Annotated in this window: 13 protein-coding genes and 1 other RNA gene; 9 read left to right on the top strand and 5 right to left on the bottom strand. The window is 40.6% G+C overall.

Features of this window, described 5'->3' with window-relative positions:
- Window positions 1-6: 6 nt before the first annotated feature.
- Window positions 7-810, top strand: a complete 804-nt coding sequence (locus AC0L6H_RS16965; protein ID WP_473390365.1) for a DODA-type extradiol aromatic ring-opening family dioxygenase — start codon at window positions 7-9, stop codon at window positions 808-810.
- Window positions 811-956: 146 nt separating this feature from the next.
- Here AC0L6H_RS16965 and ssrA read toward each other — a convergent pair.
- Window positions 957-1,323, bottom strand: a transfer-messenger RNA (tmRNA) gene (gene ssrA / locus AC0L6H_RS16960).
- Window positions 1,324-1,401: 78 nt separating this feature from the next.
- Entirely contained in the window at window positions 1,402-1,869 is a 468-nt protein-coding gene (gene smpB / locus AC0L6H_RS16955; protein WP_473390363.1) for an SsrA-binding protein SmpB, read from the bottom strand.
- Between the two features lie 184 nt (window positions 1,870-2,053).
- Between smpB and AC0L6H_RS16950 the strand changes: the two genes are divergently transcribed.
- Entirely contained in the window at window positions 2,054-2,485 is a 432-nt protein-coding gene (locus AC0L6H_RS16950) for a type II toxin-antitoxin system RatA family toxin (RefSeq protein ID WP_473390362.1), read from the top strand.
- Window positions 2,485-2,811 (top strand): RnfH family protein, encoded by a 327-nt coding sequence (locus tag AC0L6H_RS16945; protein ID WP_473390361.1) that lies wholly within the window; start codon window positions 2,485-2,487, stop codon window positions 2,809-2,811. Before AC0L6H_RS16950 ends, AC0L6H_RS16945 begins: the two co-directional genes overlap by 1 nt.
- A 19-nt stretch (window positions 2,812-2,830) precedes the next feature.
- Here AC0L6H_RS16945 and ppsR read toward each other — a convergent pair whose 3' ends face one another.
- Window positions 2,831-3,643, bottom strand: a complete 813-nt coding sequence (ppsR, locus tag AC0L6H_RS16940; protein WP_473390359.1) for a posphoenolpyruvate synthetase regulatory kinase/phosphorylase PpsR — start codon at window positions 3,641-3,643, stop codon at window positions 2,831-2,833.
- Window positions 3,644-3,837: 194 nt separating this feature from the next.
- On the opposite strand from ppsR, the gene ppsA reads away from it, so the two are divergent.
- A complete protein-coding gene (gene ppsA, locus AC0L6H_RS16935; protein WP_473390358.1) occupies window positions 3,838-6,210 on the top strand; it encodes a phosphoenolpyruvate synthase in 2,373 nt (790 codons plus the stop codon).
- A 144-nt stretch (window positions 6,211-6,354) separates the two neighbouring features.
- On the opposite strand, the gene AC0L6H_RS16930 is transcribed toward ppsA, so the two are convergent.
- On the bottom strand, window positions 6,355-6,507 hold the full coding sequence (locus tag AC0L6H_RS16930; protein ID WP_473390356.1) for a hypothetical protein: 153 nt from the start codon (window positions 6,505-6,507) through the stop codon (window positions 6,355-6,357).
- Window positions 6,508-6,757: 250 nt separating this feature from the next.
- Between AC0L6H_RS16930 and ydiJ the strand changes: the two genes are divergently transcribed.
- Complete coding sequence (gene ydiJ / locus AC0L6H_RS16925) at window positions 6,758-9,862, top strand: D-2-hydroxyglutarate dehydrogenase YdiJ (protein WP_473394565.1); 3,105 nt, start codon at window positions 6,758-6,760, stop codon at window positions 9,860-9,862.
- Window positions 9,863-9,954: 92 nt separating this feature from the next.
- Complete coding sequence (locus AC0L6H_RS16920) at window positions 9,955-10,365, top strand: DUF4826 family protein (RefSeq protein ID WP_473390355.1); 411 nt, start codon at window positions 9,955-9,957, stop codon at window positions 10,363-10,365.
- 36 nt (window positions 10,366-10,401) lie between these two features.
- On the opposite strand, the gene AC0L6H_RS16915 is transcribed toward AC0L6H_RS16920, so the two are convergent.
- Window positions 10,402-10,692: a hypothetical protein gene (locus tag AC0L6H_RS16915; RefSeq protein ID WP_473390353.1), complete on the bottom strand. Its 291-nt coding sequence runs from the start codon at window positions 10,690-10,692 to the stop codon at window positions 10,402-10,404.
- A gap of 207 nt (window positions 10,693-10,899) precedes the next feature.
- Here AC0L6H_RS16915 and AC0L6H_RS16910 point away from each other — a divergent pair, with 207 nt between their 5' ends.
- From AC0L6H_RS16910 to rlmM, 3 genes are all read left to right on the top strand, one after another.
- Complete coding sequence (locus AC0L6H_RS16910) at window positions 10,900-11,784, top strand: transcriptional regulator GcvA (RefSeq protein ID WP_473390352.1); 885 nt, start codon at window positions 10,900-10,902, stop codon at window positions 11,782-11,784.
- Between the two features lie 117 nt (window positions 11,785-11,901).
- A complete protein-coding gene (locus tag AC0L6H_RS16905; protein ID WP_473394564.1) occupies window positions 11,902-12,276 on the top strand; it encodes a DUF423 domain-containing protein in 375 nt (124 codons plus the stop codon).
- On the top strand, window positions 12,245-13,399 hold the full coding sequence (rlmM, locus tag AC0L6H_RS16900) for a 23S rRNA (cytidine(2498)-2'-O)-methyltransferase RlmM (RefSeq protein ID WP_473390351.1): 1,155 nt from the start codon (window positions 12,245-12,247) through the stop codon (window positions 13,397-13,399). Before AC0L6H_RS16905 ends, rlmM begins: the two co-directional genes overlap by 32 nt.
- Window positions 13,400-13,533 lie beyond the last annotated feature (134 nt).

Below are 13,533 nucleotides of genomic sequence, written 5' to 3'. Positions count from 1 at the left end.
GTTAACATGAAAATGAAACGAAATATTGCCTACATTTCTCATGGTGGTGGCCCCATGCCTTTGTTGGGAGATCCAGATCATTATGAAATGGTCGAGACGCTAAAAGAGATTGCCTCGGTAATAGATAAACCCAGCGCGATACTAGTGATCAGTGCTCATTGGGAGGCGCGTTTGCCTACTGTGACTTCAGGAATAAATCCTGGAATTATTTACGACTATGGTGGGTTTCCAAAAGAAGCTTATGAGATTCAATATCCTGCATCGGGTGAACCAGCGTTGGCAAATGGTGTTGTGAAGGTACTTAAAGAAAACGGTATCGACGCAGTGCAAGATGAGCAGAGGGGGTTTGATCATGGCTTGTATGTGCCACTTAAAATCATGTATCCCGATGCTAACATACCTTGTGTGCAGTTGTCCTTGGTGCACGATCTTGATCCAAGCCTCCATATTCAAATAGGTGAGGCTCTGCAGTCACTTGACTGGGATAATTTGCTGGTCATTGGCTCCGGGTTTTCCTTCCACAATATGCGGGCATTTTTCAGTCCAGAGTCACAGGAATCTCGAGCAATGAACATCGTTTTTGATGAGTGGTTAAGGGAAACAATAAGCGATGAGGTGCTGTTAGAAGAGGCAAGAAAGAAACGACTAGTGCATTGGTCATCCGCGCCGGGAGCGAGATTTTGCCACCCAAGAGAAGAGCATTTAATCCCTTTGCATGTATGTTATGGCATGGCCACTAAGCCGAGCGACAAAGCATTCAAAGTAGAGATTATGAAAAAACAATCGTCAATGTTTCTGTGGGGTGTATGAGGCCTGTTGCTTAAGAAAGAGTTTGTTTGAAGCTGTATAAGTGCCAGTAGGGGCGAACCCGCACTAACCCGCAACACCTGAAAGTCAAATTGCAGAGTATTAAAAAGCCCTAATGGCCGGTGAGGACTTATTAGGGCTTTAAAATTTGGTGGAGCTGGCGGGAATTGAACCCGCGTCCAGAAAGCGTCAACCATTGGCACTACATGCTTAGTTTGTCTTTATTCTCGTAATCAAGCTGCGAACAAACACGCTACTTAACCACATACCTGATTTAGTTTTAGTGCTTCAGCTATCAGGTGTAAGCTTCCACACGAGCCTGTTTGGGTTTGACTCCTTGAACTCCCCGTCTTACTGGCAAAAGCTAGGGCAAGAAGGCTCTATGCAGGGTATTAAGCTGCTAGTGCGTAGTTTTCGTCGTTTGCGACTATTTTTTTGCGGCTTTTTAAAGAGGCAAACCGCACCTCTGCATGCACCTCAAGCATCATTGAATCCTGTCGAATCCAGAGCAGCCCCGATGTAGTATAGATAATAGCACAGTTACTACTTAATAAAAAACACATTGCTTGTGTACTAGTAACATATGTTTGAATTTTAAGCGTTTTTCATGATCCGTTCTTTTTGACGAGACCAATCTCGGTCTTTAATGGCATCACGTTTGTCATGTTCTTGTTTACCGCGAGCAAGATAAATTTCGAGTTTCACCCAGCAAGCTTTCCAATACATAGCGGTCGCGACAATTGTTAAACCTTGCCTGTCTAAACCACCCATTAGTTCTTCAATCTCGCGTTTATTTAATAATAATTTTCGCACGCGAGTAGGTTCAGAAATGACGTGAGAAGAAGCCTGCGTAAGGGCTTGAATACTAATGTTCGAGACAAAGGCTTCACCATTTTTGATGAAAACATAGGAGTCGGTAATATTGGCTTTACCGGCTCTGATACTTTTTACTTCCCAACCTTGCAAGGTTAAACCGGCCTCAAACTTACTGATCAAATGATAGTCATGGCGGGCTTTTTTATTTAAGGCGATAGTGGAATTATTTGATTGTTTCTTTTTCATCCGTGTATTATACCTGTTATCTCATCGAGGGGAATATATTCATTGCTTAAATTGCCAAGATTATTAGCCTTATCTAATGAGCTAAGCACTTATTCAACGCAGTTAATTGTTGCTTGTACGTTGAATTTTCTCTAATAGCCCTTAGTCTTTATAAAGAAAGTATAAAGTAGTTATAAGTTGAAGCATGCCAAAAATAAATAAAAATGCATTGGTGCCTTATAGTGCCAGTCACATGTATAGACTCGTCAATGATGTTGCCGCGTATCAAGATTTTTTGCCTGGTTGCCGACGCAGTGAAGTGTTGTCGGTTAGTGAACATCATATGGAAGCCAAAATGGTATTGGTCAAAGCGGGCATTGAGCAAATGCTTGTTACCAGCAACAGATTGGTTACCGATCGCAAAATTGAAATGAATTTGGCTCAAGGCCCGTTTCAGGATTTAAGTGGCGGCTGGACTTTTACGCCTTTATCAGAAGATGCTTGTAAAATAGAGCTTAATTTAGACTTTACTTTCTCTAGCAAATTGGTCGACATGGCCTTTGGCAAAGTATTTCGATCCGTTACAAATAATATGGTTAAAGCTTTTACCGAACGAGCAAAGCAGGTGTATCGATAATGTCAGATTCAAGCATTAAAATTGAAATAACCTACGCACTTCCCGATAAACAAACGCTGCTGAGTATCCATGTACCGCTCAAAACCACAGTACAATCCGCAATAGAACAATCGGGAATACTGCAGTTACATAGTGACATTGATTTAAGCATCAATAAGGTCGGTATTTGGTACAAGGCGACAAAATTAGACACTCAGCTTAAGGATGGGGATAGAATAGAGATCTATCGTCCGTTAATTGCCGACCCAAAAGAAGTCCGTAAAATAAGGGCGCAAAAAGCTAAAGAAGAGGGGCGAGCAAACAAAACAACGGGCGCTAAGGTATAACACGGCCCGTGTTGCCAGCTTAATATTTTTTACGTTTAAGCCCCGTAATTGCCAAAATTTTAGCAGAGATTTCTTCTACTGAGTATTTTGTACTATTAATAAAAGGTATCTTCTCTTTTCTATACAAATTCTCAACCTCTCGCAATTCCATTCTACATTGAGGCATTGATGCATAGCGGCTGTTAGCCCGTCTTTCAGATCTGATTGCGTGCAGTCTATCGGCAGCAATGGTAAGACCAAACAGCTTGTCTTTAAAGCGTCGCAATATGGGTGGAAGTTTTAAAATGTCTCCCATATCTTCTTCTGTAAAAGGATAATTTGCCGCTTTAATCCCGTACTGCAGCGCTAAATATAAACTGGTGGGTGTTTTGCCTGAGCGCGATACACCCACTAAAATAATATCCGCTTCTTGATAGTCTTTTAAATTGGAACCATCATCATTCGCAAGTGCATAATTTACCGCTTCAATTCGGATGTCGTAGGTTTTTTCATGTATCGAATGGGTACGATGTTTTTCGGGTTTTGAAGGCACGCCAATGACTTTTTCTAATGGGGCGACAAACTGGTTAAGAAAATTGTAATTGATGCCCGGTGAATTACTAATGATTCGACCAATGTCTATATTTACCATCGTATAAAAAACAAGCGGGCGATGACCGGTGCTTTTATAGGCGCGTTTTATTTGACTTATGACTTCTAAAGCATGTTGTTCTGTTTCAACAAAAGGGATGGTGATATGTTCAAACTCAACGGGAAACAAAGATAGCAATGCATGCCCAAAAACCTCTGAAGTTATGGCGGTACCGTCTGATATATAAAATGCTGTGCGCACAACAATTCCTTAACAATGTTGTAATTTAATTACAGAAAAAAATAAATTTTACTTTCATATGAAAGCACACTTACAATCCACATCTTACAACGCTAGCATACTTATGCGTTTTGTAATAGATATTGAAAACCTACACATTTGATGACTACATGGTTGTCACTAACAAAATATGAGCTTTGCGGGAGGCCCAAACAGTGCAAGAATATGTCCTTTGGTATCAAGAATTAGGCATGGATGATGTGCATAGAGTGGGAGGCAAAAATGCCTCTCTTGGTGAAATGATATCAAATTTATCAAACGCAGGTGTTCAAGTACCTGGCGGGTTCGCAACAACGTCATACGCATTTAACCAGTTTTTAGAAAAAAGTGGGGTTGAATCTAAAATATACACACTACTTGATGAGCTTGACGTTGATGATGTTAACGCCTTAGCACAAGCAGGTAGTCAAATTAGGCAATGGATCATCGACACGCCATTTCAGCCTGAACTTGAAGCTGCAATTAAAGAAGCTTTTACAACATTGGTCGCTGACGCGGGTGACGAAGCCTCGTTTGCTGTGCGCTCCTCAGCCACCGCAGAAGATATGCCCGATGCCTCATTTGCAGGGCAGCAAGAAACCTTCTTAAACGTAAAAGGCTACGAGTCTGTATTGGTGGCAATGAAGCACGTATTTGCGTCACTATTTAACGATCGCGCAATTTCTTATCGTGTTCACCAAGGTTACGACCATAAAGGCGTCGCGCTCTCTGCTGGTGTGCAGCGGATGGTCAGGAGTGATTTATCTGCGTCGGGCGTTATGTTTACGATTGATACCGAGTCAGGTTTTGAAGATGTGGTCTTTATTACCAGCTCTTATGGTTTAGGTGAAATGGTTGTACAAGGTGCTGTGAACCCCGATGAATTTTATGTTCATAAGCCTACTTTGGCCGCCGGAAAATCCGCTGTTTTACGCCGCAATATTGGTAGTAAGTTGACCAAAATGATCTACTCTGAAGATGTTGAGCATGGTAAACAAGTCGACATCGTTGATATTGAAAAATCAGACAGTAGCCAATTCTCGATTAATGACGATGAAGTCATGGAACTAGCTAAACAAGCGATGGTGATTGAGAAGCATTATGGCCGTGCTATGGATATCGAATGGGCAAAAGACGGCACTGACGGCAAGCTATATATTGTTCAGGCACGACCTGAAACAGTAAGAAGCCGTGAAGATATACAAGTAATAGAACGCTACCAATTAAATGGCAACGCGAAATTAGTCTGTGAAGGTCGCGCGATAGGTCACAAAATTGGTGCAGGTAAAGCCAAAGTGCTTGGTTCTATTGCCGAAATGGATAAGATAGAAATTGGTGACGTTTTGGTGACCGACATGACGGACCCTGATTGGGAGCCCATCATGAAAAAAGCCTCAGCAATAGTTACCAACCGCGGTGGGCGTACTTGTCATGCTGCGATAATTGCACGTGAAATGGGTATTCCAGCGGTAGTTGGATGTACTAATGCGACCGATGTGATTGCGACGGGTGATGAAGTCACTGTCTCATGTGCAGAAGGGGATACAGGATACATCTATGGCCAGCTACTTGATTTTGATGTAACCACATCTAGAATCGATGCAATGCCTGATTTACCACTCAAAATTATGATGAACGTTGGCAATCCTGATCGTGCCTTTGATTTTGGGCGTTTGCCCAGTGAAGGTGTTGGTTTGGCAAGACTCGAATTCATAATAAACCGCATGATTGGGGTACATCCAAAAGCCTTACTGAATTACAACGAACAACCTTCGGACGTAAAAGAGGAAATTGATGATATGATTGCTGGTTATGCCTCACCGGTTGAATACTATATTCAAAAACTGGTAGAAGGCATCTCTTCAATCGGTGCTGCTTTCTCGCCGAAGAAAGTCATTGTGCGAATGTCAGATTTCAAATCTAATGAGTACTTCAACTTAGTGGGTGGTTATCAATACGAGCCCGATGAAGAAAATCCAATGCTTGGTTTCAGAGGCGCGAGTCGATACGTTTCAGAAAGCTTCAGAGATTGTTTTGCGCTTGAGTGCGAGGCAATTAAGCGGGTTCGTAATGACATGGGATTGACCAATGTTGAAATTATGATCCCCTTTGTAAGAACCTTAGAAGAAGGGCAACAAGTGATTGACTTGCTAGCAGAGCAAGGGCTTGTGAAAGGTGAAAATGGCTTACGCGTGATTATGATGTGTGAACTTCCTTCCAACGCACTGTTAGCCGACCAATTCCTTGATATCTTTGATGGATTTTCGATTGGATCGAATGATCTGACTCAACTAACCTTGGGCCTAGACAGGGATTCTGGTTTAATTGCGCATCTGTTTGATGAACGCAACGAAGCTGTAAAAGCGTTATTGTCTATGGCAATAAAAGCTGCTAAGGCTAGAGGTAAATACGTTGGCATTTGTGGACAGGGACCTTCTGACCATCCTGACTTTGCGGCTTGGCTGGTTGATCAAGGGATCGATAGCGTATCGTTAAATCCAGATACGGTTGTTGAAACATGGTTGTATTTAGCTGAACAACATAAGTAGTTAATATTATCGTGCACAAAAAAGCCACTTTGACAGTGGCTTTTTTGTTGTTTCAAGAAAAATGTTAACTTAAGGTCTTAGAAGATAAGGTTTTAACCTGTTCTTTAGCTGTCTTTAATCGTCAAGCGAATGCAGCGTTGTGCCTTATTGATGAGATTCTTGTTCAGCAAGTTTTTCTAATTTCTTGCGCTTCATAACTTTGCAATCCATTGATTTTTCAAAGTTTTTTCGGCCCATGTAGGCAACAGTAGTTACCGGATGTCTACGTTTAAATAATGATTTTAATAGTTTTGTCATGTTTTACCTCTTATTGCTAGACTGTAGTATAACATAAAATTTGTTAACTTATTGTTATATATCATATATTTATCGGCAAGCCACTGAATTACTTTAAAAACTAGTCTCATATTTTGGAAATGCCCTTTAATTTGGAAGCGTAAATATTATTGTGCCCCTGAGCATTACTATTTTTTACATTTAGCACATTTGATATAGAGTACTTCACGTCCAGTAGGTATACTGTGCATGCTTAAAAAGGAGCTGCTTGTTGAACGTATTACCCCAACTTTCCCTAAAAAACACCTTAAATAATAGTACTCGTAAATATATAGATGCGCTGTCAAAGGCCGGATATATTGGTGACATCGAATGCAACTACGGTAGTAGGCTCGCCGTTGCAACCGATAATTCTATTTATCAACAACTGCCGCAAGCTGTTGTACTCCCAAAGAATATTAGTGACTTACAAATTGTTGCCAAACTAGCTGCTGATATGCCCGAAGTGACTTTTAGTGCAAGAGGTGGTGGCACGGGTACAAATGGGCAATCATTGACGCCTGGCATCGTGGTAGACACTTCACGCCACATGAATCATATACTAGAGCTTAATTTAGACGAACAATGGGTACGCGTCGAGTCTGGTGTTGTTAAAGACGCATTGAACGATTACCTTAGGCCCCATGGCTTTTTCTTCGCGCCTGATCTGTCAACTAGTAATCGCGCAACCATAGGCGGCATGATTAGCACAGATGCATCGGGTCAAGGCTCCTTAGTTTACGGTAAAACAAGTGATCATTTGCTCGCCTTAGAGACCGTTCTACCTAGCGGTGATGTACTTTCAACCCAAGCGATTAGTGTAGCTAAAGCGCAAGACATTGCTAAACAAGACGACACACTAGGCCAGATTTATCGGCAATTACTGAATACTTGCGTTGAAAAGCGTGAGGAAATTATTGCGAAGTTTCCACGCTTAAACCGTTTTCTCACGGGGTATGATCTCGAACATGCTTATGACGAAGCGCAGCAGCTTGTTGATGCAGGCCGCCTAATAGCTGGAGCTGAAGGCTCATTAGGGTTTATTGCCGAAGCAAAGTTACACATAAATAAAATCCCTAAATACACCACGCTGGTGAATATAAAATACGATAAATTTGAATCCGCGCTTAGGCATGCGCCAAGCATGATAGCGGCAAATGCAACGTCGGTCGAAACGGTTGACAATAAAGTATTAAATCTCGCTCGTGCTGATATTGTTTGGCATAGCGTTTCTGGCCTTATTAGTGATGTTCCCGATAAGCTTATGGATGGCTTAAATATGGTGGAATATAACAGCGATGACAAGTCAGAAATAGATGAGAAGATTACTAGCCTTTGCCAGCGCTTAGACGCAGAAATTCAAAACAATAATCAAAATGGGGTGATTGGCTATCAAATAACGTCTACAAGAAGTGATATTCAAAAAATCTATGGCATGCGTAAAAAGGCCGTTGGCTTATTAGGCAAGACAAAAGGCAGTAAGAAGCCGATTGCATTTACCGAAGATACCGCAGTCCCTCCTGAGCACCTTGCAGACTTTATTATGGAATTTAGAGCACTGCTGGATAGCCATAATTTAGATTACGGCATGTTTGGCCATGTAGATGCCGGCGTGTTGCACGTGCGTCCAGCCTTAGATATGTGCGACCCTGTTCAAGAGCAACTTGTGAATACTATATCGCATGAGGTTGTCGCCTTGGTTGCTAAATATGGCGGCTTAATGTGGGGCGAACATGGAAAAGGCTATCGTAGTGAATTTGCTCCTGCATTTTTTGGCGAATCCCTTTATGCCGAACTCAGAAAAATTAAAAAAGCCTTTGATCCGAATAATCAAATGAACCCTGGTAAGATTTGTACACCCTACGAATCAAATCACGAACTGGTTAAAGTTAGCGACACAAAGCGCGCCACATATGATCGCCAGATACCCATTGCCTTTAAGGAAGCGTTTGAACCAGCGATGAGTTGTAATGGAAACGGATTGTGTTTTAACTATGATACAAGTTCGCCTATGTGTCCTTCGAGTAAAATAACCAAAGACCGCCGCCATAGTCCAAAAGGGCGCGCAGGATTAATTCGAGAATGGTTGTTACAACTAAGCCAGCAAGGTGTAAACGCAGAAACTATCGCCCCTGGAAGCTTTAAAAACCAAAAGTTGAAAAAATTATTGCCGAAGTCTACTCGCGAAGATGACTTTAACCACGAAGTGTTTGACGCAATGAATGGCTGTTTAGCGTGTAAGTCGTGTTCTAGCCAGTGCCCAGTGGGCGTAGATGTGCCCGACTTTAGAGCTAAATTTTTAGCGATTTATTACACTCGTTACATGCGTCCACTAAAAGACTATTTCGTCGCAAATGTAGAGACCTTAGCACCGTTAATGGCGAAAGCACCTAGACTAATGAATAGCCTCGTGCAATTCCCGCTAAGTGAATGGCTATTGCGCAAAGGCATAGGTTATGTCGATACTCCAGCGCTTTCTTCTCCTAACATCTATGAGCGTGCAAAAGGGCAGGCCTTGGTTATCAAAACGCAGGATGAACTAAAGATACTGCAAGATATGAGCGAAAAGAAAAGAAGTAAGCATGTATTAATCGTTCAAGATCCTTTTACTTCCTTTTATGACGCTGAAGTCGTTGAAAAGCTGATAATATTCATTAAAGGTGTAGGTAAAATACCTGTATTGCTGCCATTTTCGCCTAACGGCAAGCCGCAACATGTTAAGGGTTTCCTTGCAAAGTTTGAAAAAACCGTACAAAAGACCGCCACTTTCCTTAGTCAAATTGCGAAGTTGAATATTCCAATGGTAGGGGCTGATGCGTCACTGGTACTTTGTTACAGAGACGAATATGCTAAAATTTTAGGCATTGAAAGCGCTAGTTTTAATGTAAAAACGATTAGTGAATGGTTAGCTAGCTTAGATTTGTCATCCGTTTCTGAGCGCCTCGAACAACAAAATAACAAGAATCAAGAGCAAATTGTTTATAAGTTACTGGCTCATTGCTCAGAAAAAACAGCCGTGCCAGAAACAGAAGCAAGTTGGCAGGCCATCTTTGCTCGTTTTGGGTTAACACTTAAAATTACCAGTGTAGGTTGTTGTGGAATGGCCGGTACTTATGGCCATGAGTTGGAACATGTGAATAATTCAAAAGGTATTTATGAATTAAGTTGGTCTAGTCATGCTAGCTTGTCAGGCGCTAAGTCTGAAAGCGCTGTGGCGATTATCGATCAAGTTCCTGAACAAATAGTTGTAACCGGCTATTCTTGTCGCAGCCAGGTAAAAAGATTTGAACAATATAGACCAAAACACCCCATTGAGATACTCGCTCAATGGGTTTAGAACAAGTGTTAACGCAGAAGAAAATTAACAAGACAACTACGTTGATTAATAATACACAATAATTTAAATACAGAATAAATAGTGAAACGAATATGACAGATGAAATAACTAATCAAGAACAGTTAAGTGCGTGTGTAAAAGAACAGTTTCAGCGCGCCAACAAATATTTAGCGGAACAAGGCATATTGTTTGAATCAGTTGTACCGCAAGAAAGTCGATACTTAGCACCGAATGTGGCTGTTTGGAAAATTAAAGATACAAAAAAGAATTTTTATTGGGTGATTAGCGGTAATTTGCCTGCTGACGCACTACCATTGTCGGTGGCAACGACGGCAAGATCGGCGATTAAACATTTTTCGATGTCTTGGCATATGAAAGCAGATAGTATTTTAAGCAATCCTGCTAGTGATGATGTACAAAAGCAATATGCTGAATTACTTATTAGTAAAGCTGAAATGTTATTTACAGTACAGGAAGATGAAAAATGGTGGCAGGAAGGCTAGTATTTACCTTCTATCATTTACTGCCACCATTAGCGCTTACTCATCGGCGCTAATTTCTGTTTTAGGCGTCATTACTAAGTCACGCATTTGGCTTTTGCTGTTGGTTTTCACTAAACGCGTATTCTTATTAATGTCAGAATAATGAAGATGTAATTCAAATCCTTCCAAACGTAAGTTTTCTTGTTGCTTTTCTTCAAGTATCTTAACAATTTCATCTTTGCTAAAGGTGGTTATCTTACTGGGTAATACTGCGTTGGTCTCTGTGCTAAGCGCACTTATGTTAGAGAAGCTGGCAACTAATGCTAAACTAGCCATTGTTAGGGGCATTTGTGTTTCCTTTGTATAAATTTTGTTTAAATTAATAAGTGTTATGCTACAACTTAATTTACTGTATTTAACATACTGAATTAAAACAATAAATATTCGTTGCACCCTGAATATTACGGCGCGAATCGGAAAAAGATAAACGACAAAAATTGATTTTTTGCATGAATAAAACTAATCTATTGGCCCTTGCGTCAGAGATATGCTTTTATGCCCATACGATTGCCTCCATTAAACTCGCTCAAAGCATTTGAGTCTGCTGCTAGGCACCTTAGTTTCACTAATGCCGCTGATGAACTTTTTGTTACTCAAGCAGCGGTAAGCCATCAAATAAAAAGCCTTGAAAATTTCTTATCTATTAAGTTATTTCACCGCAGAAATAGAGCTTTGTTATTGACAGAAGAGGGACAAGCGTATTATCACGATTTACGCGATGTTTTTCAGCATATGCAAGAGGCTACACAAAGGCTTATGGCGATGGGCGCAAAAGGGGCTATTACCATTGCAACCCCACCGAGTTTTGCCAGTCAATGGTTGGTTCCCCGATTACATAAATTCTCAGCAAGCCATAGCGATATCGATGTACGCATTAAAGCGGTCGACGCTGATGACGGTTTCTTGGATGACTCGGTTGATATTGCCGTATTTTATGGCAAGGGCAACTGGTCGGGCTTATTGAGTACTAAATTGTTAGGTGAATATCTAACGCCAATGTGCTCACCCTTATTATTGCGAAAAGGCAAACCTTTAGTGGAACTAAAAAATTTAGCCGCCCATACTTTGTTGCATGACAATACCCGCGTTGCATGGAAAAACTGGCTTAGCCATTTTGGAATAAATAATATCAACGTAAACCAAGGGCCAATTTTCAGTCATACTATGCTGGTGTTACAAGCTGCTTGTAATGGGCAAGGTATAGCACTGTCAGATACAGTGTTAGCAAAACCTGAAATTGAAAGTGGTCGTTTGATTTGCCCCTTTAATGAAAAGATTGAATCGAAATTTAGCCATTACCTGGTTTGTAAAGAATCTAAAGCTGAGCAACAAAAAATAAAAGTATTTAGTGACTGGATGTTGTCGCAAGTAAGTGAATAATGCCAGTAAAAGCCCATGACAAAAGAAGAGAGAAATAAAGTGGTAAATTCTCAAGTTGAGTATCAAAAGAATATTAAAAGGTTAGGGGGATGGTTGGCAATAGGTGCATTGTTGTGCATGTTGAGTGTAATTATTGGTGCGTTTGCTGCACATGGGCTAAAATCGCAACTTGACGAATATCAATTAGGGATCGTACAAACAGGGGCTAAATATCAGATGTATCACGGTTTGGCGCTGATCATGTATAGTATTTTATGTTTCCTTAACAAAGAGTTTGTGGCATTTGCACGTATCGTCAACACCTCCTTTTTGATAGGGACTATTCTTTTTTCTGGTAGCTTATACCTTTTAGCCCTTACTAAAATAAGCCTGTTTGCCTACTTTACACCTATAGGTGGGCTGGTTTTTATCATTGCTTGGTTTGCTTTCGTGTGGTCAGCGCTCAAGGTAACTTCAGGCAATGTTCAGCAAAGTAAAGCATCGGGAAAGTAAAATAATTATGGATTTACTGTTTTATTGTCGTGGCGGTTATGAATCAGACCTAGTCGCAGAACTCGAGCAAAAGCTAGCTAAGCTAAGTTTGTATGGCTATGCAAAAATGCATAAAAATAGTGCCTTTCTTCGATTTTGTATTCCCCAACTTAGTGGCTCTGCTGATAAGCTTTTGTCGCTAAATAGTAAATTACCTAAATTTGATGATTTAGTTTTTGCTCGGCAAAAACTCATTATTATTGATGAGCTTTCATTTGAGAGTGATGACAGGATAAGCGCGATAACGTCATTGCTTGCAAGCCATCACTTACCGATGTTTTCAGATGTATTTGTTGAATATCCAGACTCAGAAGAAGGCAAGCAGTTAGCTAAATTTTGCAAAAAGTTCACCGTGCCACTGCGAAACAAATTACGCCAAGCAGCTTATTTACATAAAAAATCATCAACACAAAACGCTATTTTGCACTTATTCTTCGAAGATAGCGCAAGTTGTATTGTAGCGCTGAGTCTTCCAATGGATCGCAGTAGCTATCCTTTAGGTATACAAAGACTAAAAATGCCAAGTGCAGCCCCAAGTCGCTCAACTTTAAAATTAGAAGAGGCGATTAATAGCTTTTTTAATCCAAAACAGGCAGAAAGCCTATTTTGTGCTGGGATGAGGGCCTGTGATTTAGGTGCTTGTCCGGGTGGTTGGAGTTTCCAATTAATCAAACGAAAAATCGTAGTGGAAGCGGTTGACCACGGCGCAATTGCTGAAAATTTAATGGAGACGGGGCTTGTCGAATACTACAGTGAAGACGGTTTCTTATATCAACCACAACAAGGAAACGTAGATTGGTTAGTATGCGATATGATTGAACAACCTACGCGAGTGGGTGATTTAATGCTGTCGTGGTTGTCAACAGGACGAGCTAATGCGAGTATTTTTAATTTAAAACTTCCGATGAATAAACGCTTTAAAGTGGTCGACCCAATTTTAAAGCGTCTACACAATGAATTAAGTGATCGCTATGGCCAAATTGTGATTAAAGCCAAACATTTATATCACAATCGTGATGAAGTAACTGTCGCGGTTATTGTAAACTCGCAAATGCTCAATTCTTACAATGAAAACAAAGACTAAGGCTCGTAAACTTCTAAAATAATTGATAAAAATTTCTGTATTAATACTGATTATTTGTGTTTAAACCACCTGAATCGAAAAAATAAGATACAAAGTGGTGTAAATAGTGCGCAAAGATCTATATAATTCGCCCG

This window comes from Glaciecola sp. G7-5, assembly GCF_055808975.1.
Note: the sequence above shows the minus strand (reverse complement) of the source record. Positions and strands in the feature narration are given on the sequence as shown.

Coding starts and splice junctions, on each gene's coding strand:
- AC0L6H_RS16965 (WP_473390365.1), top strand. CDS start 7: ATGAAAATGAAACGAAATATTGCCTACATTTCTCATGGTGGTGGCCCC.
- smpB (WP_473390363.1), bottom strand. CDS start 1,869: ATGAAAAAGAAACAATCAAATAATTCCACTATCGCCTTAAATAAAAAA.
- AC0L6H_RS16950 (WP_473390362.1), top strand. CDS start 2,054: ATGCCAAAAATAAATAAAAATGCATTGGTGCCTTATAGTGCCAGTCAC.
- AC0L6H_RS16945 (WP_473390361.1), top strand. CDS start 2,485: ATGTCAGATTCAAGCATTAAAATTGAAATAACCTACGCACTTCCCGAT.
- AC0L6H_RS16930 (WP_473390356.1), bottom strand. CDS start 6,507: ATGACAAAACTATTAAAATCATTATTTAAACGTAGACATCCGGTAACT.
- AC0L6H_RS16920 (WP_473390355.1), top strand. CDS start 9,955: ATGACAGATGAAATAACTAATCAAGAACAGTTAAGTGCGTGTGTAAAA.
- AC0L6H_RS16915 (WP_473390353.1), bottom strand. CDS start 10,692: ATGCCCCTAACAATGGCTAGTTTAGCATTAGTTGCCAGCTTCTCTAAC.
- AC0L6H_RS16910 (WP_473390352.1), top strand. CDS start 10,900: ATGCCCATACGATTGCCTCCATTAAACTCGCTCAAAGCATTTGAGTCT.
- AC0L6H_RS16905 (WP_473394564.1), top strand. CDS start 11,902: ATGTTGAGTGTAATTATTGGTGCGTTTGCTGCACATGGGCTAAAATCG.
- rlmM (WP_473390351.1), top strand. CDS start 12,245: ATGTTCAGCAAAGTAAAGCATCGGGAAAGTAAAATAATTATGGATTTA.